This is a genomic window from Rhizobium esperanzae (genome assembly GCF_014197615.1).
GTDB lineage: Bacteria > Pseudomonadota > Alphaproteobacteria > Rhizobiales > Rhizobiaceae > Rhizobium > Rhizobium esperanzae_A.
The window spans coordinates 93050-112255 of the sequence record NZ_JACIFY010000019.1; the positions used below are offsets into that span (position 1 = coordinate 93050).

The window sequence follows — 19206 nt, forward strand, 5'->3', positions numbered from 1 at the left end:
CCTGCGCCTTGCCGACCACTCGGGGCGCGATGGGGCCGACATCTTTGCCCCTCTGCGATGACGAACCTGCTCGTGCCCTCCCCGCGAGTTCCAGTCGAACGACTTTACTAAAAGTTGCGTTTCAAAACCATTGCGCCTTTGCCGCTGATTGTTTTGCCGTCCTGTCATTTTCGCAGTGTACTCCTCGCCAAATCGTCCTAATTCTGACGGGCCGGACGATGTTTTTGAAGGAGAGTTCACATGTCTTCCATTTTCGACGTTGGCGTCATGAGCCGCCGTTCGCTGCTCGGCGGGCTTGCCGCCACCTCCGCCCTGGTGCTGCTGCACCCTTTCAGCGCGCGCGCCAGCGCCAACCAGGCGCATCTCCGGCTGATGGAAACGACGGATATTCACGTCAACGTCTTTCCCTATGACTATTATGCCGACAAGCCAAACGACACGATGGGTCTTTCCCGCACCGGGACGATCATCGACAATATCCGCGCCGAGGCCGTCAATTCGCTGCTGATCGACAATGGCGACGTGCTGCAGGGCAATCCGATGGGCGACTACATGGCCTATCAGCACGGCATGAAGGACGGCGACGTCCATCCCGTGATCAAGGCGATGAACACGCTCGGCTATACAGTGGGAACGCTCGGCAATCACGAATTCAACTACGGCCTCGACTTCATGTTCAAGGTTCTATCAGGTGCGAACTTCCCCTTCGTCTGCGCCAACCTTACCAAGGGCCAGCTTGCTTCCGATCCGAAGCAGGACGATCTCTTCTTCAAGCCCTACGTCATCGTGGAAAAGCAGATCAAGGACGGCTCCGGCAAGGAGAGCCCGGTCAAGATCGGCTTCATCGGCTTCGTGCCGCCGCAGATCATGCTTTGGGATATCAAGAACCTCGAAGGCAAGGCACAGACGCGCGACATCGTCGAGGCCGCCAAGGCCTGGATTCCGGCGATGAAGGAAGCCGGCGCCGATATCGTCATCGCGCTGTCCCATTCCGGCATCGACGGAGCCGCGCCGTCCGAAAAGATGGAAAACGCCTCGCTGCATCTCGCCGCCGTCGAGGGGATCGACGCGATCTTCACCGGCCATCAGCATCTCGTCTTCCCCGGCCCGAAGAGCTGGGACGGCATCGCCAATGCAGATCCCGTCAAGGGCACGCTGCATGGCAAGCCCGCTGTCATGGCCGGCTTCTGGGGTTCCCATCTCGGCCTCATCGACCTGCTGCTCGAAAAGGACGGCAACAGCTGGAAGATCGTCGACTTCACCTCGGAAGCACGGCCGATCTACCATCGTGACGACAAGAAGAAGGTGGTTGCCGACTACGCCGACAAGAAGGAAGTGGTCGAGGCGGCAAAGGCCGAACACGAGGCGACGCTCACCTATGTCCGCACGCCCGTCGGCAAGACCTCAGCACCGCTCTATTCCTACTTCGCGCTCGTCGCCGACGATCCCTCCGTGCAGGTCGTCAGCCAGGCCCAGACCTGGTACATCAAGCAGATGCTCGCCGATACCGCGTTCAAGGATCTGCCGGTGCTGTCGGCGGCGGCACCCTTCAAGGCCGGCGGCCGCGGCGGCGCCGACTACTATACCGACGTTCCGGCCGGTGACATCGCCATCAAGAACGTCGCCGACCTCTATCTCTATCCGAACACGGTGCAAGCTGTTGCGATCACCGGTGCTCAGGTGAAGAACTGGCTGGAAATGTCGGCTGGCATGTTCAATCATATCGAGGCCGGCTCGAAGGATGCGCCGCTGCTCAACAACGACTTCCCATCCTACAATTTCGACGTCATCGACGGCGTGACCTACCAGATCGACCTGTCGCAGCCGCCGAAATATGATTCCTCCGGCAAGGCGATCAATCCGGATGCCAACCGCATCCAGAACCTCGCCTTCGGCGGCAAGCCGATCGATCCCGCCCAGAAATTCGTCGTCGTCACCAACAATTACCGCGCTGGCGGCGGCGGCAGTTTCCCGGAGATCGCGGCGGACAAGGTGATCTTCCAGGCGCCGGACACCAACCGTGACGTCATCGTCCGCTATGTCCACGACCAGGGCACGATCAATCCGTCCGCCGATGCGAACTGGACCTTCAAGCCGCTGCCGGGCACGACGGCCACCTTCGAAAGCGGCCCGAAGGCAAAGCAGTTCCTCGCGGCAGTCAAGAGCGTCAAGATCGAGGATGCCGGCGACGGCGCCGACGGCTTCTCGAAGTTCAGGCTCGTCCTCTAAGGGCAAGGAAATTTCGAGGAAGGCGCACTCGCGCCTTCCTCATTCGGCCGCAAGCGGGATTGCGGGTTCACGCAATTCGGCGATCCGGGCGTGGAAATCCGCCTGGTTCGGGCAATGGCTAAGCCGCGAGCGGAATGCGTCGATCATCCAGGTGGCGGCCGGCCCCGGCGGGTTGGCGAGGCGGCGCATCGAATAGATGGCATATTCTCCCTGCTCATAGGCATCCAGATCGAGATGGACGAGCGCGCCGCTCAGGAGATCGTCATGGATCAGGGACGCCGGAAGGCCGCCCCAGCCAAGGCCGGCCTTGATGAGCTGATGCTTCGTTGCAATATCGCTGACGCGCCATGTCTTGTAAGACAGAACGTTGAAATCCCGCCCCTTCGTCCGGCCCGATGCATCGGTGACGACGAGCTGCACTTCCTCGCGCACGTCACCGAGCGTCAGCGGCCGGTCGATTCCACCTAACGGATGGTTGCGCGCGGCGACCGGCATCATGAAGGAGTGACCGATCCGCTCGGTGACGACCGAATCGTCCTGCTTCATCACTGCGCCGCCGATCCCGATCGTCGCCTTGCCGCTCAAGACCAGATCCATGACTACGCCCAACTCGCCGACGTTGAGGTTCAACGAAACGGAGGGGAACATCTCGCGGAATTCGTGGAGCACATCCACCACCGCCTTCGACGGCACCATGACACTGATGGCGACGGAAACCTCGGCTTCGAGCCCTTCCTTCAGGCTCTTGACGCGCGCCCGCATGACCTGCAGGTCGCCGAGGATACGCCGCGCATCCTCCAGCATTGCCTTGCCAGCCTCCGTCAGCTTCGGCTGGCGAGCGCCGGAGCGCTCGAAAAGCGGCATTTCAAGCTGGGCTTCCAGATTGGCGATCGTATAGCTGACGACCGACTGGGCGCGGTTCAGCGCCCGTGAAGCGGCCGAAAAGCTGCCGGTCTCGGCAACGGTCAGAAATACCTGCAATTGATCAAGAGTCGGGTTCGGAAGCATCTTCCATCCATTCCATCGATAGTTTCGATCGACATTATCACCGTTTTTTCGATAGCAGGCCAGACCTATTTTCCCTCTCGACACCGAGGCTCACCTCCCAGCAACGGGCCGTCAAATCCAATTCGAAAGGAAATGCATCATGTCGTCCATCCTTCTCCTGACGTCCAGCCCGCGTGCCGATTCGCTCTCGACGCCGATCGCTGCCGATCTCGCCGAAAAGCTGAAGAGCCAGAAGCCGGGCAGCGTCGTCGTCCGCCGCGACCTCGCCGCCAGCCCGTTGCCGCATATCGATGACCTGTTCACCGGCGCGATCCGCAAGCCGGCGGAAGACCGCACAGCCGAAGAAATCGCTGCCATCAAAACCTCCGACGAACTCGTCGCCGAACTGTTTGCCGCCGACACGATCGTCATCAGCACCGGTCTCATCAACTTCAACATCTATTCCTCGCTGAAGACCTGGATCGACAACGTCGCCCGCGCCGGCGTGACCTTCAAGTACACGGAAACCGGCCCGGTCGGCCTGGTGACCGGCAAGAAGGTTTACGTCGTACTTACCTCCGGCGGCGTCTACTCGCAGGGACCGGCGGCTCCGTTGAACCATGCCGTGCCGTACCTGAAGTCCGTTCTCGGCTTCCTCGGCATCACCGATATCGAGACCATCTATGTCGAAGGCCTGGCCTTCGGTCCGGAAGCTGCCGAAAAGGCCATCGACGCCGCCAAGTCGCGCGTTCAGGAAATCGCGCTGGCTGCCTGATCGGCTCTCAACGCTTACTGTAGTGCAGCGGCCGGCATTCGCCGGCCGTTTGTCATTTGTCGATGCCGGCGACAAAATCCCGGACTGTCGCGAGGATTTCGGCCGACAGATCCGCATCGGCAGAGATCCTGGCAAGGCCGACGCCGCCTGCCATCATGGCGAAGGCCGTGATCGCCTTGCGCCGCCTTTCGCCTTCCTCCGCTCCCGCGGCCTTGCTTGCCAAAGCTTCGAAATTACGCCTCAGCCCGGCCGTCGCGATCGCCCGCGCCTTCTCGCCGCTGCGGGACAGATCCGAGGTCAGCGCGGCAAAAGGGCAGCCTTCGCCGGGATTGTCGCGATGATAGGCGCTGACATAACGATCGGCGATATCGGCCGCGGTCATCTCGGCCGGGTTCACTCCTTCGGCCTCAAGCCCGCGTCTCCATGAATCGAAGGCGAACTGGACCGCCTCGGCGACAAGATCATCGCGGGAGGCGAAGTGCTTGTAGAAGCCGCCGACAGTCAGCCCGGCTTCCTTCATCAGGTCGGCGACGCCGATACCGTCAAGCCCCTCCTCGCGCAGCCGCTTCGACGCGGTCTCGACGATCTTCTCGTGCGTCTTCTGTTTTTCCAGTTGCGAACGCCCCATCGGATTCTCCCCGCATTACGTCTTGACTTGCATGGATTACAATCATAATCCTTATAGATAACGATCATAATCCAGATCGTTGTCATTTCCAAGAGGAGCATGCATCATGCGTCTAAGAAACAAGGTCGCTCTGATCACCGGCGGCAACAGCGGTATCGGTCTTGCAACCGCCAAGGTGTTCATCGATGAGGGTGCCAAGGTAGTGATCACCGGCCGCAACCCGGAAACGCTTGCCGCCGCCGAAAAGGCGCTTGGGGCCGGCGTGCTGGCGCTGAAGGTCGATGTCACCGATGCCGCCGCCATCGAGGAGGCCTTTGCGGAAGCTGCCGCAAAGGTGGGCAAGTTCGACATCGTCTTCGCCAATGCCGGCATCGGCGGCGCGACACCGCTCGGTGACACGTCGCCGGAGCAGTTCAATCGGATCATCAGCACCAATCTGACGGCAGTGTTCTTCACCGTGCAATCGGCCCTGCCGCATCTCAACGACAGCGGCTCGGTGATCCTCAACGGCTCGGTGCATGCCGTGCTCGGCGCTCCCGGCTGGTCGGCCTATGCGGCCACCAAGGCCGCGGTGCGCGCGATGACGCGCAATATGGCGTCGGAACTCGCGCCGCGCGGCATCCGCGTCAACCAGGTGACTCCAGGCGGCACGAAGACACCGATCTGGTCGCCGATGGCACCGACAGAAGATGCGATGTCGGCGCTCGAAGCTCGCATGGGCGGTCTGAGCCCGCTCGGTCGCATGAGCGAAGCCGACGAAATCGCCAAGGCGGCGCTCTATCTGGCGTCGGACGATTCCGCCAATGTCACCGGCATCGAGATCACCGTCGACGGCGGCATGACAAGTGCGCCGTCCGGCGCCAAGACCTTCCGCACCGCCTAAGCAAATCGGACCCGGGCAATGCCAGAGTTGCCCGGGTCTCCATCTTGCTCCAGGTTTCGGTCAGTCGCCGAAGGCTTCCTATTTCTCCGCGAAGGACGCTTTGCCGATCGTCGCACGGTGGGCAATACGAAACAGGACGATTGCTGAATTCAGGCCGGCAAGCAGGAGCAAGACACAGAGCATCGCCTGAACGCCGGAGGAAACGATCAGATTGCCGGCGATCAGCGGGAAGCCGAAGACGCCGATGAAATAGGACAGCGAGAACAAGAGAAGCGATTGCGGCATAAGCCCCTTGGGCGCCTCATTTGCGGCCAGCCCATTGATGACGGAATAGGTCAGCCCATAGCCGAGGCCGAGCATCGCCGCGGCTCCGAGATAGGCCAGCTGACTGGACGTCACCACCAGGAACAGCAGGATGGATGCCAGCGTCAGGCTCGTCAGCACCAGAAGCGAATAGAATGGATCCTTCTTGACCACATATCCCGCCACGAACAGCCGGCTCAGGATGGCGGCGGACATGAAACCGATGAAGAACAGCGAATAGTCGAAGCCGTGTGCCTTGGCATAGCTCGTCTGAAAGCTGGAAAGCCCGCCGAAAATCGCGCCGCCGATTCCGACCATGGCGATGGAATAGATCGCCGGCGAAGCAATCACCTGACGGGCTGCGGCAAAGGAGATCTTGTTGACATGCGGCAAAATCTTGCCGGCATTGGTCAGCCGCAGATGCAGATAAAAGTAAAGCGCGCCGCCGGCGAGACTGGACAGGAACGCAAAGGCGAAGGCCGTCTCGATCGGCATGGACCAGCCGGTGGCAATTCGGCCAATGATCGGTCCGGCGCCGATGCCCGACATCATCGATCCCGATAGCAGGGCAAAGAACCGAATCCGATGCTCGGGTTCGGTGATCGCCGCGACCAGGATGGGCCCAAGCGCGTAAAAGGTGCCCCAGCCGATGCCGAGAACGAAACCGACAGTCATCAGGCTCAGCCCGGCTGCGGGGACGATGGCGAATCCCAGTCCGGATGCCGCCAGAAACAGCCCGGAAAGCGCCACCGCTCGGGCCGAGCCGATGGCATCGGCGATGTGGCCGGACAGGATGACCAGAATGACGGTGCTGACCGTCGCCGCCGAGATGATCAGGCCGGCGAGCGCCTCGTTGCCGCCCCGCTGCCCGACCAGCACCGGGATCAGAAAAGTCACGCCATAGGCGATCGAAAGAAGAAATCCTCCGATGCACAAAACGGCAAATTCGCCGCCATCGACCTTCGTTCGCACAGCCGTATCACTCATGTCTCCACGCCCCTCGCAGAAAGCTCATCCGTCGAGGCAATGGAGATCACGTTTGCATTTGACGAACAAGCCGTTTTTATGATTTCCGTAAACCATTGAAAACACGAATATCCGTAGAGATATGTTGTTGTTTATACAACATCCTCAACGCCCGCCTCGCTCTGCCCCGACCGATGGTCCTGCAAGCTCGCTCCGTCACGTCCGCAAAGCGCGCGACCGGACGAACCGTCGCCGACCACGGAATTCTGAGGCCAACGACACGCGCAAAGAGGGAAAAAAATTTGGTCCGCTCGGCAAGAGAGGCTTCGTGACCGGCCGATGGCCGCCAGTCCCTGTTCTCCGAGGGCGGCGACGTATCGAAGCTTAGCATCGGATGTCGAACTTCCTGTGCAGAATCCGTCCGCCCTCGCCTGAAGACTTGTATCTTGCCTTGGTTTATGCAATCTGTGGATGAATATTGCCGAGTTGAATCGGATATCGGGTGGACAAAAAGTTGGTGAGTGTACCCTGGATCTGGAAATTGGGAGCCTTCGCCGCTGCTTGCGTCGCAATCCCGCTTCTGGGACGAATTGACTGGGAAGCCCTTGTGCTAGAACACCAAACCCTCGTTACCGGTGTCCTTACCGTCATAGCCGCGCTTGGCATGATCGTGCAAATTCGCGTCAGCGATCACAGGAATGACAAGCGGCCCGAGGGTTTCATGCTGAGGACTCCGACCGCTCAAACCCGCCGCCGAGACGACGAAGAAGATTATTAAGCCGCGCTAAAGCGCGTCGTGATCGGTCAGATGCGCTCTTCTCGCTTCAGCTCTTGTTTTTTAGCCTGTCAAAACCGCTGCACACTTTGCGCGACATGCTTTAGCTAAGTTTCGTCACACCGGAACGGCCGACGACGCAGTTGCGGCCGCTCTTCTTTGCCGCATAGAGCCTGCCGTCGGCAGCCGTCAGCACGGCGGTAAAATCGGCGCCGTCCTCGTCGGCAGTGGCGACGCCGATGCTGACCGTGACCGGCCTGTCATCCGGCGTCCTGACGCTGGTCTCGATCGTCCAGCGCAAGCGCTCGGCAAGCAGCAGACCCTCCTCGTGGTCGGTGCCCGGACAGACGGCCACGAATTCCTCGCCGCCGAAGCGGAAGACGCGGTCGCTCGAGCGCAATGTCGTGCCCAAACGGGCGGCGATCGCCTTCAGCACCTCGTCGCCCTGAAGATGACCGTAGCCGTCATTGACATCCTTGAAGTGATCGGCGTCGAGAATGAGGATGGTGGTGAACAGTCCCTGCCTCAGCGCTTCACTCAGCATCAAAGGCGCTTCCAGCTCCATGCGCGTGCGATCATAGACACCGGTCAGCATATCGCGGCCGGTGCGCTCCAGAAGATCGTTGTAGCGCTCACGGAATGTCAGGTCACCGAAGACGTCGCTGATCGAGCGTGCCGATATGGGCGCCCCGGTCCGGCGGATACGATATTCATAGATTGCGAACATCACGGCATAGAGACAGACGGCAAGCATTTTCGCCTTCCATCCGGCCCAGAATGCCGCAACCGGCACATCCAGGAAATAATGCAGCGCGGCGAAGAAGCCGATCTGGTCGAACGTCAGCAGCACGAATCCCGAAATCAGGAAACGCAGGACGACGCGCCGGCGGAAGAAATCGCCGAGCTTTTCGTAAAGCAGGATGATGCCGAGCGAATCGACATAGAGCAGCGCCGTGCCCCAGACCATCAGCCAGCCCATCTCCTTGAGAAAATCGACGTCTGGCGTGTGGTCGGCCGACATCTGCAGCGGAAGGTGCAACTGCAGCACCCAGGCGATGCCGACCGTGAGCAGGTTGCCGAGGAACAGGCCATAGATCGGCTGGCGCACCGTCGCGGCATCCTCCTGCAGGTAAAGCATCAGGATCATCATCAGCTTGCCGGAGAAGAAGACGGATGAACCCGGCGATACATCCCCAAACGGCAGCGAGACATAGAAGACCGCCGCCAGATAGGTCTCCATGAAATGCATGACGCCGAGCGCGGTCAGGAAAACCCCGAGGCCGAGCCGATGACGGAAATGCAGAAGCGTCACCATCAGCGCGAAATAGGCGACGGCTTCGACGGCAAAGAGAACGAGGTTGAGCGTCTCCATCACGGCAGCTCAGCGAAGGATGTCCGCCCCCGGTATTCTGCCGGCGCGGCTATGCCTTTGGTCGATCGTCCGAAAAAGTCAAACACGAGAGTGTCCCGCAAATCCTGCAGGCGATACCTTTCACTCCAATCCTTTAAGATTGCGTGAGCGAAATCCCGGTCACTCTCGATGCACCCGGGTCACAGGATTGAAAAACAAGAATAATCGTGGCCGGCATCAAGTGCTGACCCGGCGGATCTCGATTTCAGACCTGACGAAGCTTCTCGCCGTCACCGAAGAGTGACGGACCATGCTGATCGATGATCTGCTGTGCCTTGCGCACCGTGCATTCGAGCGCATCGTCGGACGAGGAAAACAGATCGGCGCGAATGAAATTGCGCACCAGAACCTCGTCGCCGACCTTCTTTTCGATGCGGCCGGCAAGGCGATATTGGCTGCCTTCTTTACGAGGCTCCGCATAGATCGTGCAATCGCCGTAAAGCTGCGGCTCGCCGGAGGGACCTGCCGCTTCCGCGGCGGGTTTGCCGCCGCCGGAGAACATCGAAAAGAGATTTGAGATGAACGAAGCCATGTTCCGCCTTTAGCACGATGGTGCTGTTATCGCCAAGTCAAATGATCAGGTTGGCGAGGATCTCGTTTTCGGTGATATCCTCGTAACCCATACCGGCAGCTTCGAAATTTCCGATCAACCGGGCGAAATTCTCCGGCGCCTTGGTTTCGATACCGATCAGGATCGAGCCGAAGTTGCGCGCCGATTTCTTCAGATATTCGAAGCGGGCGATATCGTCGTCGGGTCCGAGCAGATTGAGGAAATCCCGGAGCGCCCCAGGGCGCTGGGCAAGCCGCAGGATGAAGTATTTCTTCAGCCCTGCGTAACGCATGGCTCTTTCCTTTACGTCAGGCAGGCGCTCGAAATCGAAATTGCCGCCGGAAACCACGGCGACAATGGTCTTGCCGCGGATCGCCTGTCTATCCATCGCGGCGATCGCCGTCAGCGACAGGGCGCCGGCCGGCTCGAGCACGACGCCTTCGACGTTCAGCATCTCCTGGATGGTGACGCAGATGGCATTCTCCGGCATCAGATGCACCTGTTCGGCCGGAAAATCGCAAAGAGCCGCAAAATTCAGGTCGCCGATGCGGGCGACGGCGGCGCCGTCGACGAAATTGTCGACCTTGGCAAGCGTCGTCACCCTGCCCGCCTCGATGCTGCGCCTGAGACTCGGCGCGCCAGCCGGCTCGGTGAAGACGAAGGCCGATTTCGGCACGGTGCCGTCGAGATAACCGGTAATGCCGGCGGCAAGTCCGCCGCCGCCGACCGGCAGGACGACCAAGTCTGGCACCGTTCCTTCCGGCAGTTGCTGCATGATTTCGGCAGCGACGGTCGCCTGGCCCTCGATGATGTCGGCGTGATCGAAGGGCGGCACCATGACGCCGCCGATTGCCTCGACATGGTCGCGCGCGGCCTGGTAGCACTGGTCGAAGAAGTCGCCGAAAAGGCGGATGGTGATGAATTCAGCGCCGAACATGCGGGTCTTGTCGATCTTCTGCTGCGGCGTCGTCACCGGCATGAAGACGACGCCCGGCACGCCGAAATGGCGGCAGACGAAGGCAAAGCCCTGGGCGTGATTGCCGGCCGAGGCGCAGACGAAGGTCTTGCCGGCGGCGCCCTGACCGATCGCCTTGCGGAAGAAATTGAAGGCGCCGCGGATCTTGTAGGAGCGCACCGGCGACAGATCTTCGCGCTTCAGCCAGATATCGGCGCCGTAGCGCGCCGAGAGATGATCGTTCAGCTGCAGCGGCGTTGCCGGAAAGAGGCTGCGCATCGCCTCTTCGGCGTTTTCGACATCAAGTTTCGTCACGGGCGTGATCCATTCTCATGATTACAGCGCCGCTATGGCACAGGCCGGCCGGCAAAAGAAAGCCTGCTTCGGCCATTTCCGGTTCGCCGCCGACCCTGTTTGCTAGAGCGGTTCAGGTTTTCACGGAAGCGCTGAACCGCTCTAATTTTTTGTTGTTACGCAATTCCCGGCAAAAGCGCTTCGCGCTTTGCCTGGGAAAACCGCTTCGCACTTTTCCTGGAATTGCTCTAAAGGCTCTCTTAAGCCAACCGCAAAATTGGCGGCACATGAACTGATTTTAACTGTCAATGAAAATGTCAGCCATTATATGAAGCAATGATGATCATCAAATACGCAAGACCGCTCGCCTGGCTGCTGCTCACCTTCATCCTCTTCGTCACGGTTTCGCCGATCGGGCTGAGGCCGGAAACGGTCACGACGGTCGATACCGACCGCGCTGGCGCCTATGTTCTACTCGGCCTCGCCTTTGCGCTCGCCTATCCGAAACAGTGGAAACTGGTGGCCATGCTGCTGATCGCCGGCTCGGTGGCCATCGAATATTTGCAGTATTTTGCGCCGACACGTCATCCGCGCCTGCATGATGCCGGCGTCAAGGCCGTAGGCGCCGCCCTCGGACTGCTGGCCGGCTGGGTGATCAACAGGTGGCGCGAGAGCAAGGCGCCAAGCACCGTTCCTTTCGCAGAACGCTGATTATTCCTTCAGGTCAGAAACCACGCAACTGCACGGCCCAGAAGAACAGAGGTATCGCGGCCAGCGCTGTTCCAAGAACAAGCGCGACACTGGTCTTGAAGATCCGGATGCGCCGAACCTTCGCCCCACTCCAATCGTAAACCATCGTCTTACTCCCACAAGACAACACTTACTCAACCGCCGCGGCGCAATCCTTGCACCAAAAATGTCATTGTCAATCAATAACGCGCTTTTACACACAATATACAGCATATTCAAACAGGAATATGAAGGATGGAGCGGGCGAACGGTATCGAACCCCGTGTCACCAGGCCGATAGATTATCGCCGAGAGCCCGGTACATTTGAGCGGCACCGAGAAACGACTGTGATCATATCAATGCAGCGCCCGCTTGACGCGCGACGGCGAGCAGGTCGCTTCCCCCCGCTCGCCGTCGCCTCGCTATAACACCGCAATCATCCACGATTAGCCGTCATAATGACCCGAGAATGCCGCCTCGGCCGACTGAACGGTGACAGCCACGTTCACGCCCTTTGTCACCGTCGCACCGGTGGCGCGAAGATCGGTGACCGCTTTCAGGCCGCCCGCCTTGGGGGCCGGCAGCGGCAATACGGTGCCGGCGTCCAGATCAGCGACCCAGAGCCCGTCTTGACCTTCAACACTAATAACAACAACTGTAGCCATGTCTTTCCCTTTCTAACGATTGATGTTTAAAATCCAGCTTTCTTCAGGCCTTCACGATAAAGATCTTTATGCCACTGCTCTTTACTTGGAACTGCAGACAACCACTTGTCCACATCGAAGTCCGGATTGCCTTCACGAAACCTTCTGACGAAGATCCGCGCCTTGTCCGGATGGCCTAACATGGCCCAATTTGCAGCAGACAGTCTGTCGGCCAAATTGGGATCGGCCATCTGCCCGATATAGTCCAGCGAAGCTTCGAATTCGCCGAGGGCATAGTTTGCTCCCGCAGCCGTCCAGAAATAAGTGTCGGGACCGAGCGGGTTCAGCTCAATTGCCCGCTCGATCTTTCGCAGGGCCATGGCGGGGAGCGAACAATGAACCAAGGTGTCGGCATAATCGGCGATCACGTCGGCATAGTGGGGCGCAAGGCTTTCGGCCACTTCCATTGCTTCGGCGCTTTCATCGAACGCACCCTGCAACAGTTTGGCGACACCGCGCTCGCGATAGCCGTCGGCGAAATCCGAGCGCATGTCGGTGGCCTGCTTGGCAAACGTCTCCGCCAGTTGCAAAAGATCGATATCGCCCCGGGCCGTCAACAACCATTCCTTGGAGTAGGTCCGCGCCATCGAACTCAGCGCCGGCGCGAAATCGGGGCTTTCGCCGAGCGCGGCTTTCATTTCCTTGCGGGCGCGCCGCAGGTTCGGAAGTGTGAGGCGCGCCAGGTGCCGCCGGCCGACAAGATATCGGTGGTAAGCGGCCGGGTTCAGATCTTCGCGCAACGCCTCATGGCGCTCGATTTCGCCGGAGACGGAGAGAGCGATCTGCCGGGCAACCACTCTTCTGTCTCTGGCGAGATCCATACGATCGAGGCTGAACCTTTCGGCCCAGACAATTTGATTCTGATCGAAAAAGATCAGCTGGGCGAACAGGGTCACTTCATCGCCGGAATTGCTGATCCGGGTGTCGAGGATATAGTTGACGCGATGCCGTTCGAAGAAGGCCTTCTGCGTCTCCACATGGTGACCGATTTGAACCGCCGAATACGGGGCTATGACCTCCAGGCTGTTGAAGACGCAAAATCCGATCGTGATATCCTCCACCAAGGATGCGGCGAGAAAACCGGCTTGGGGGCGAACGGATTGATTCCTCGGGGGAAGCAGCACCAGGCGGGGTATGGCAATCCGGATATCCTCGGGCTCAAGCGGGAGAGCCGCCTCGCGTTTCGCCTTTGACGACCCGGAGGCCGGACTGAGGGGTTTTGCGCCACCGGCATCGGCTGCGCTGCCCGCGGCGATGCCTCTCAAACTCGAATTGCGCCGTTGTTCAAAATAGCTCCGAACGGATTCGACTTCCTCTTCCGCCTTGAAGATCCCGATCAGCAATTGCAGCGTTTCCGGATCCTTCGGCTCGGTCCGAAACAGGATAACCGCGGCCTTCCTCAGAAGGTCGGATTCCTTTTGCGACTGGGCCAATCGCGACGCTGTTCTCAAAGTATTGGCGAGAAGCTCGACATGGTAATTTTCGCGCTCGGCGAGCCAGCGATGAAACTGACGGCTATGGCTTTGAACCGCTCCCAGAAAGGGCAGGTTCAGCAGCTTCACCAACTGTTTCAGCCGGGAGAACGGCTCGACCCCGTCCTCCTCGTCGGACAGCAGAATGTCGGAAGACAGAGAACCCCGCTCAAGAGTGAGCATGTTGCCCTGCGACGAGAGGATGTCGACCCCGAGATCGATCTGACGGGCCTTCATTCTCGAAATGACCTTGCGCAAAGTCGACAGTGCAACGTCCCTGTCGGCTTCTCCCCACAGAAAACGAGCCAGCGTCGTTCGATCCGCCGATCCCTGATCGGTTGTGAACAAATAGGCAAGCAGCAAGAGGCCTTTCTCGGGAAACGCGACATCGTTCCCGTCCTCGTCGACGAGCTGCAATCTACCGAAGGTCTTCAGAACAAAAACCATTTGCCCTTTAAGCCACCATACGTGCCGGCGTTTTCATGAGAAGTGAAGCGCACGTATTGTAATAGTAGAAATCACAAACACTACGCTTGCCGGCACTTTGTCCCAACGTTCCCCCCATTCAGCAAGCTTGTGTGCCCCAGGAGTTTGTTAGGATTTCCACATCAACTTGCATGAAATATTTTTCGCAATCAAACTATCCTGACCTTGCGTGGCAACAATGTCAATTTGCAACTGCGTGATGCGCATTCGCTTTCTGAAACGGTGGCCAGGCGCGACGGGACCCTCCAAACTTTGCAGCGGAATCGCACCACAACCCCTGAATATCGGTTGAGAATACCGTCTCTGTTTGTTAGCAGGAAGAACCACGCGGACGTGGTGGAATCGGTAGACACAAGGGACTTAAAGCAAATTGAGTGCGCCGGCGGAAACGCCGGATGTAGAACTGCTCAAAGTCGGGGAAACCTGTCAGATGGCAATCCCGAGCCAAGCCCTGCAAAGGGAAGGTGTAGAGACTAGACGGGCAGCACCTAAGGCAACGCTAAGGTGAAGGTATAGTCCAGACCACAAACGCCGGAAGGCGGCGGCGAAAGCCGTAGCTGGTAAGAAAATCCCTCGGCCTCGGCTTTGCGGGTTCGACCCCCGCCGTCCGCACCAGCCTTCGCTCTGTGAGCTTCGGCTCGGCGAGCCGATGCTCACAGAGCGAAGGCTGTCGCGCCGTAGTTCCGTGAGGAACGAAGGCGGACTGGTTCGACAATGTTCGCTGCTCCATTTGTCAAGTGTACTAAAAGGCGCGGCAAGCTTGCGCCCGCCGCACCTCATCATGCCCGCGTCAACGATCAGGCGAGCTTGGCGGCGAGCCGGGCGACATGGGCGCCCTGGTATTTCGCGCCTTCCAGCTCGATCTCCGAAGGCTGGCGCGAGCCGTCGCCGTTGGTGATGGTGGAGGCGCCGTAAGGCGAGCCGCCCTTGACTTCTTCGGTGCCCATCTGTCCCTGGAAGGCATAAGGCAGCCCGGCGACGACCATGCCCTGGTGCAGGAAGGTGGGGATGAAGCCGAGGATGGTCGATTCCTGGCCGCCGTGCTGGGTCGCCGAAGAGGTGAACACCGAACCGATCTTGCCGACGAGCTTGCCGGCGAACCAGAGGCCGCCCGTCTGATCCCAGAAATTGCGCATCTGCGAAGCAACCGTGCCGAAGCGGGTGCCGGCGCCGACGATGATGGCGTCATAATCGGCCAGTTCGTCGACGGTGGCGATCGCAGCCGCCTGGTCGATCTTGTAGTAGGAAGCCTTGGCAACGTCTTCGGGCACCAGTTCCGGCACGCGCTTGACGGTAACCTCGGCGCCGGCCGACTTCGCGCCTTCGGCGACAGCATAGGCCATGGTTTCGATATGGCCGTAAGCCGAATAATAAAGGACGAGAACCTTCGCCATCTTCTTGTCTCCTGAGTGCGCTGGTTGAATTTCGTGACCGGGACGAAGTTGTATCAGCGCCCAGGGTCGAACAAAGCCCTGCCCCCGGGAACTCAGTGTTCAACGCCTATAGACGAAAATTCACTTGCGTCTTCCATTTCAGCTTCAGCGACATCGGCCGGCTGTTTGCAAAGCCGCCGAAGGGCGCTACCTATTCACCAGCCTCACATCACGGAACATCCCATGAGCCATGCCATCGTCGTCACCGCCGCCATGCTCGCCATCGGCGACGAACTTCTTTCCGGCCGCACCAAGGATAAGAATATCGGCCACCTCGCCGATCTGCTCACCCTGTCCGGCATCGACCTCAAGGAGGTGCGCATCGTCGCCGACGACGAGGAGGCAATCGTCGAGGCGCTGAACGCACTTCGCAGCAGATACGATTACGTCTTCACCTCAGGCGGCATCGGACCGACGCATGACGACATCACCGCCGATGCCATTTCCAAGGCGTTCGGCGTGCCCTGCGAATATGACGAAGCGGCGATGGTGCTGCTTGCCGATATGTACAAGCGCCGCGAGATGGAGTTCACCGAGGCGCGCCAGCGCATGGCGCGCATGCCGCGCGGTGCCGCCCATATCGCCAATCCGGTCTCGACCGCGCCCGGCTTCATCATCGGCAACGTCCATGTCATGGCCGGCGTGCCGCAGGTTTTCCAGGCGATGGTCGACAATGTGCTGCCGACGCTTCGCACCGGCACGCCGGTGCTCTCGCTCGCCATCGCCTGCCCTTACGGCGAAGGCGAGATCGGCACGCCCCTGACCACGATCCAGAAAGCCCATCCGGACACCAGCATCGGTTCGTACCCCCGCTATGTCGGCCAGAAATTCTCGACCGAGATCGTCGTGCGCGGCCGCTCGCAGGCGGCAATCGATGCGGCCGGCGCCGAGGTGCATGCAATGATCGAGGCCATCCGCCAAAGGAAAGACATCGCCGAAAACCATTCCGCCGAGGCTTGAGGACAATGCCGGAGCTGGCGGCCATCCTTGATGTCGGTCAAGGAACAGGAGAACGCTCCGGCGCATTCCTTCCCTCGCGCCTGCCATTTCAGCGCAAGGAGAATTGATATGTCTTACAAAACCATTCTCGCCATCCTCGATACAACGGACAATAGCGGCGCTGTCGCCGATTTCGCCTTTGCCATGGCCGCCGAAAGCAGCGCGCATGTGATCGGCCTGCATGCCGAAACCATCTCCGCCGTGCCGCTGGTGGCGCCGATGGAAATTCCCGATCCCGTTGCCGTGCAGGCGCTGCAGGACATGGCGCATGGCGAAACGATCGCGGTGGAGCGGATCTTTCGCGCCAAAGCGGATGCAGCGGGCGTCTCCTCCGAATGGCGCAGCTTTGCCACATCCATCGGCTACGGCGCCGCACCGTTGATCGATAGCGCGCGCAGCGCCGATCTGTTGATCGCTTCGCAGGCCGACCCGGCCAGATCTTCCGACAGCCATGTCGACGTCGAAAGCTTCCTCTTCGAAACCGGCCGGCCGGTGCTGGTCATTCCCTATATCCTCCGCCAGCCGAAGCCGATCAGGCGAGTGCTGATTGCCTGGAACGGCTCGAAAGAGGCGGCGCGCGCCACCTTCGACGCGCTGCCGATCCTGAAGGCGGCCGAGGAAGTGGAAATCTTTTCCGTCGATCCGGCCGACACGGCGCTGCAATCGCCGCTGACATCAGGCGCCGAGATCGCCGCCACACTGGCCCGCCATGGCGTGAAGACGACGCTTGCGACGGCCAGAAGCGTGGACAAGAACGCCTCGCATGTCATCGAGAACCGGCTTTCCGATAGCAGCATCGATCTTCTCGTCATGGGCGCCCATCCGCATTCCTGGCTCTGGCAGATGATTTTCGGCGGCACGACCAAGAGCTTGCTGCAATCGATGACGGCGCTGACGTTGCTGTCGGGTTGACCGTCTTGCCATCATTATCGGCGCTTGCCTTTTGCCGGCAAATTCCGTTAATTGCGGCGACCGATGACAGCTTCGAGCCTCGGCACAGCTCGCGATCTCGCGCTATGCAGCTCGCGATCTCGCGCAGGCAGTTCGTGGGATTTGCGTTTTGCCAATCGCCGCCTTAAGCGCGTCCGGTCGCCGGCAAACGGCGTGTTGTTTTTTCATGCCGCGGAGCAGCCCGATGTCCCTTCCCGATAAAGCCTTTCCCGTTTCCTGGGATCAGTTCCACCGCGATGCGCGCGCCCTTGCCTGGCGGCTTGCCGGCCTCGGTCAGACCTTCAAGGCGATCGTCTGCATCACCCGCGGCGGCCTCGTCCCGGCCGCGATCATCTCGCGCGAACTGAACATCCGGCTGATCGAGACCGTCTGCGTCGCTTCCTATCATGACTATGTGAACCAGGGCGACATGATGCTGCTCAAGGGAATAGCGCCCGAACTTCAGGAAAATGGCGGCGAAGGCGTGCTCGTCGTCGACGACCTGACCGACACCGGCAAGACAGCGGTCCAGGTGCGCACCATGCTGCCGCGGGCGCATTTCGCCTGCGTCTATGCCAAGCCGAAAGGTGTTCCCACGATCGATACCTTCGTCACCGAAGTGAGCCAGGATACCTGGATCTACTTCCCTTGGGACATGGGCTTCACCTACCAGGAACCGATCGCCAAGGGCGCCGGCTGACCGCCACCGATCAGAGCGCGCGAGCTTCGTATTTACTACTTGAAATTGTTTCAGATTTTGTCGGCGGGGGTTCCCGAATCCGCTATCGGGATCCGCACATCTATTTTACCTTTTGCTTATAGACTCGGCAGCGTGCGAATCGTGCCAAGCTGCGCTCAAAGCGTGCAGCGCAACGATGCGGTAAAAGGAAAACAAGATGGCGCGGTGGGGGCATAGAGGAACGACTGCGACCATCGGGCTGGCGGCGTTTCTGTTTCCCCTCACACCCGGTTTTGCCGAGCCTGCCTACATCCCCCTCGTGCGCGATTATGTCGAGCGACAGGTGCGGCCGATGGTGGAGACGCCGCTGGTGCTCAAAGCCATTGCCGAGCAGAACGTAGAATTCGGCGATGTCAGCGAGATGGATATGCGGGTGCTCGACGAGACCTACCGGTCGGAGATCGATCGCCACCATCTGTCCATGGTCAAGCTGCTGCTCGACAAATCCGTGTCGCACTATCTGAAAACCAGGCAGGATGCCTCACAGGGCGCGATCGTCGAATTTTTCGTGACCGACAGTCACGGGCTGAACGTCGGGCAAAGCACCATTACCACCGACTACTGGCAGGGCGACGAGGAGAAATACCTCAAAACCTTCGCGAACGGTTCCCGCGAGATCTTCATCGACCGGGCCGAACGCAACGAGACCACCCAGATGCTCGAAACGCAGGCGAGCTTCGTCGTCCTCGACGAAGAGGAGAAGCCGATCGGCGTCGCCACTGTCACCATCGCCATCGATGCGCTCTGAGGGCCGCTTGCACGCAGACGAATCGCCATGCGCATTTACGGCCGAAATGCCATCACAAGATTTGCCGCAGGGCGCTTTTTTGCCATTCCAGCACTTTCCTTAGCCGACAACGCCCGCAAGCCATTGTAATTTCAGGGCTCCCCGGCTTTCCCCAATCTCCACAGGCGCATCCACAAGATGTTGTGGTTAGCAATCAATTAAGATCCAGC

18 protein-coding genes are annotated in these 19206 nt (G+C 59.8%); 8 read left to right on the forward strand and 10 right to left on the reverse strand.

What is annotated here, in order from left to right:
• Positions 1–240: 240 nt before the first annotated feature.
• The gene (locus GGD57_RS23170; RefSeq protein ID WP_184472586.1) at positions 241–2229 is read left to right on the forward strand and encodes a bifunctional 2',3'-cyclic-nucleotide 2'-phosphodiesterase/3'-nucleotidase; all 1989 of its coding nucleotides are present in this window, start codon (positions 241–243) and stop codon (positions 2227–2229) included.
• Positions 2230–2268: 39 nt separating this feature from the next.
• Here the strand turns inward: GGD57_RS23170 and GGD57_RS23175 are convergent, their stop codons facing one another.
• Positions 2269–3237, reverse strand: a complete 969-nt coding sequence (locus GGD57_RS23175; RefSeq protein WP_184472587.1) for a LysR family transcriptional regulator — start codon at positions 3235–3237, stop codon at positions 2269–2271.
• A gap of 139 nt (positions 3238–3376) precedes the next feature.
• On the opposite strand from GGD57_RS23175, the gene GGD57_RS23180 reads away from it, so the two are divergent.
• Positions 3377–3991 (forward strand): FMN-dependent NADH-azoreductase, encoded by a 615-nt coding sequence (locus GGD57_RS23180; RefSeq protein WP_184472588.1) that lies wholly within the window; start codon positions 3377–3379, stop codon positions 3989–3991.
• Positions 3992–4043: 52 nt separating this feature from the next.
• Here the strand turns inward: GGD57_RS23180 and GGD57_RS23185 are convergent, their stop codons facing one another.
• Positions 4044–4619 carry a TetR/AcrR family transcriptional regulator gene (locus GGD57_RS23185; RefSeq protein WP_184472589.1) on the reverse strand — a complete coding sequence of 192 codons (576 nt, stop codon included), beginning with the start codon at positions 4617–4619 and terminating at the stop codon, positions 4044–4046.
• Positions 4620–4725: 106 nt separating this feature from the next.
• Here GGD57_RS23185 and GGD57_RS23190 point away from each other — a divergent pair, with 106 nt between their 5' ends.
• Positions 4726–5502 (forward strand): SDR family oxidoreductase, encoded by a 777-nt coding sequence (locus tag GGD57_RS23190; RefSeq protein WP_184472590.1) that lies wholly within the window; start codon positions 4726–4728, stop codon positions 5500–5502.
• A 78-nt stretch (positions 5503–5580) separates the two neighbouring features.
• Here GGD57_RS23190 and GGD57_RS23195 read toward each other — a convergent pair whose 3' ends face one another.
• The 4 genes from GGD57_RS23195 to ilvA form a co-directional block, all read right to left on the reverse strand.
• Positions 5581–6792 (reverse strand): MFS transporter, encoded by a 1212-nt coding sequence (locus GGD57_RS23195; RefSeq protein WP_184472591.1) that lies wholly within the window; start codon positions 6790–6792, stop codon positions 5581–5583.
• Positions 6793–7649: 857 nt separating this feature from the next.
• Positions 7650–8921, reverse strand: a complete 1272-nt coding sequence (locus tag GGD57_RS23200) for a diguanylate cyclase (protein ID WP_184472592.1) — start codon at positions 8919–8921, stop codon at positions 7650–7652.
• Positions 8922–9162: 241 nt separating this feature from the next.
• The gene (locus GGD57_RS23205; RefSeq protein ID WP_184472593.1) at positions 9163–9489 is read right to left on the reverse strand and encodes an HlyU family transcriptional regulator; all 327 of its coding nucleotides are present in this window, start codon (positions 9487–9489) and stop codon (positions 9163–9165) included.
• Positions 9490–9526: 37 nt separating this feature from the next.
• Positions 9527–10777, reverse strand: a complete 1251-nt coding sequence (ilvA, locus tag GGD57_RS23210; protein WP_184472594.1) for a threonine ammonia-lyase — start codon at positions 10775–10777, stop codon at positions 9527–9529.
• 315 nt (positions 10778–11092) lie between these two features.
• On the opposite strand from ilvA, the gene GGD57_RS23215 reads away from it, so the two are divergent.
• Complete coding sequence (locus GGD57_RS23215; protein ID WP_184472595.1) at positions 11093–11467, forward strand: VanZ family protein; 375 nt, start codon at positions 11093–11095, stop codon at positions 11465–11467.
• A 13-nt stretch (positions 11468–11480) separates the two neighbouring features.
• On the opposite strand, the gene GGD57_RS29420 is transcribed toward GGD57_RS23215, so the two are convergent.
• From GGD57_RS29420 to wrbA, 4 genes are all read right to left on the reverse strand, one after another.
• The gene (locus GGD57_RS29420) at positions 11481–11612 is read right to left on the reverse strand and encodes a hypothetical protein (RefSeq protein WP_010067628.1); all 132 of its coding nucleotides are present in this window, start codon (positions 11610–11612) and stop codon (positions 11481–11483) included.
• 320 nt (positions 11613–11932) lie between these two features.
• Positions 11933–12151: a hypothetical protein gene (locus GGD57_RS23220; RefSeq protein WP_184472596.1), complete on the reverse strand. Its 219-nt coding sequence runs from the start codon at positions 12149–12151 to the stop codon at positions 11933–11935.
• A 26-nt stretch (positions 12152–12177) separates the two neighbouring features.
• A complete protein-coding gene (locus GGD57_RS23225; RefSeq protein ID WP_184472597.1) occupies positions 12178–14109 on the reverse strand; it encodes a hypothetical protein in 1932 nt (643 codons plus the stop codon).
• Between the two features lie 836 nt (positions 14110–14945).
• Positions 14946–15542, reverse strand: coding sequence for an NAD(P)H:quinone oxidoreductase type IV (gene wrbA, locus GGD57_RS23230; protein ID WP_184472598.1), 597 nt, complete (start codon positions 15540–15542; stop codon positions 14946–14948).
• 222 nt (positions 15543–15764) lie between these two features.
• Between wrbA and GGD57_RS23235 the strand changes: the two genes are divergently transcribed.
• The 4 genes from GGD57_RS23235 to GGD57_RS23250 all read left to right on the forward strand — a co-directional run bounded on the left by GGD57_RS23235 (position 15765) and on the right by GGD57_RS23250 (position 18997).
• Positions 15765–16541 (forward strand): competence/damage-inducible protein A, encoded by a 777-nt coding sequence (locus tag GGD57_RS23235; RefSeq protein ID WP_184472599.1) that lies wholly within the window; start codon positions 15765–15767, stop codon positions 16539–16541.
• A gap of 108 nt (positions 16542–16649) precedes the next feature.
• A complete protein-coding gene (locus tag GGD57_RS23240; RefSeq protein WP_184472600.1) occupies positions 16650–17492 on the forward strand; it encodes a universal stress protein in 843 nt (280 codons plus the stop codon).
• A gap of 223 nt (positions 17493–17715) precedes the next feature.
• Complete coding sequence (gene gpt, locus GGD57_RS23245) at positions 17716–18210, forward strand: xanthine phosphoribosyltransferase (protein ID WP_184472601.1); 495 nt, start codon at positions 17716–17718, stop codon at positions 18208–18210.
• A 196-nt stretch (positions 18211–18406) separates the two neighbouring features.
• Positions 18407–18997, forward strand: a complete 591-nt coding sequence (locus GGD57_RS23250) for a hypothetical protein (RefSeq protein ID WP_184472602.1) — start codon at positions 18407–18409, stop codon at positions 18995–18997.
• Positions 18998–19206 lie beyond the last annotated feature (209 nt).

Coding starts and splice junctions, on each gene's coding strand:
- GGD57_RS23195 (WP_184472591.1), bottom strand. CDS start 6,792: ATGAGTGATACGGCTGTGCGAACGAAGGTCGATGGCGGCGAATTTGCC.
- GGD57_RS23220 (WP_184472596.1), bottom strand. CDS start 12,151: ATGGCTACAGTTGTTGTTATTAGTGTTGAAGGTCAAGACGGGCTCTGG.
- GGD57_RS23175 (WP_184472587.1), bottom strand. CDS start 3,237: ATGCTTCCGAACCCGACTCTTGATCAATTGCAGGTATTTCTGACCGTT.
- GGD57_RS23215 (WP_184472595.1), top strand. CDS start 11,093: ATGATGATCATCAAATACGCAAGACCGCTCGCCTGGCTGCTGCTCACC.
- GGD57_RS23235 (WP_184472599.1), top strand. CDS start 15,765: ATGAGCCATGCCATCGTCGTCACCGCCGCCATGCTCGCCATCGGCGAC.
- GGD57_RS23250 (WP_184472602.1), top strand. CDS start 18,407: ATGGCGCGGTGGGGGCATAGAGGAACGACTGCGACCATCGGGCTGGCG.
- gpt (WP_184472601.1), top strand. CDS start 17,716: ATGTCCCTTCCCGATAAAGCCTTTCCCGTTTCCTGGGATCAGTTCCAC.
- GGD57_RS23205 (WP_184472593.1), bottom strand. CDS start 9,489: ATGGCTTCGTTCATCTCAAATCTCTTTTCGATGTTCTCCGGCGGCGGC.
- GGD57_RS23240 (WP_184472600.1), top strand. CDS start 16,650: ATGTCTTACAAAACCATTCTCGCCATCCTCGATACAACGGACAATAGC.
- GGD57_RS29420 (WP_010067628.1), bottom strand. CDS start 11,612: ATGGTTTACGATTGGAGTGGGGCGAAGGTTCGGCGCATCCGGATCTTC.
- GGD57_RS23225 (WP_184472597.1), bottom strand. CDS start 14,109: ATGGTTTTTGTTCTGAAGACCTTCGGTAGATTGCAGCTCGTCGACGAG.
- GGD57_RS23190 (WP_184472590.1), top strand. CDS start 4,726: ATGCGTCTAAGAAACAAGGTCGCTCTGATCACCGGCGGCAACAGCGGT.
- GGD57_RS23185 (WP_184472589.1), bottom strand. CDS start 4,619: ATGGGGCGTTCGCAACTGGAAAAACAGAAGACGCACGAGAAGATCGTC.
- GGD57_RS23170 (WP_184472586.1), top strand. CDS start 241: ATGTCTTCCATTTTCGACGTTGGCGTCATGAGCCGCCGTTCGCTGCTC.
- wrbA (WP_184472598.1), bottom strand. CDS start 15,542: ATGGCGAAGGTTCTCGTCCTTTATTATTCGGCTTACGGCCATATCGAA.
- GGD57_RS23180 (WP_184472588.1), top strand. CDS start 3,377: ATGTCGTCCATCCTTCTCCTGACGTCCAGCCCGCGTGCCGATTCGCTC.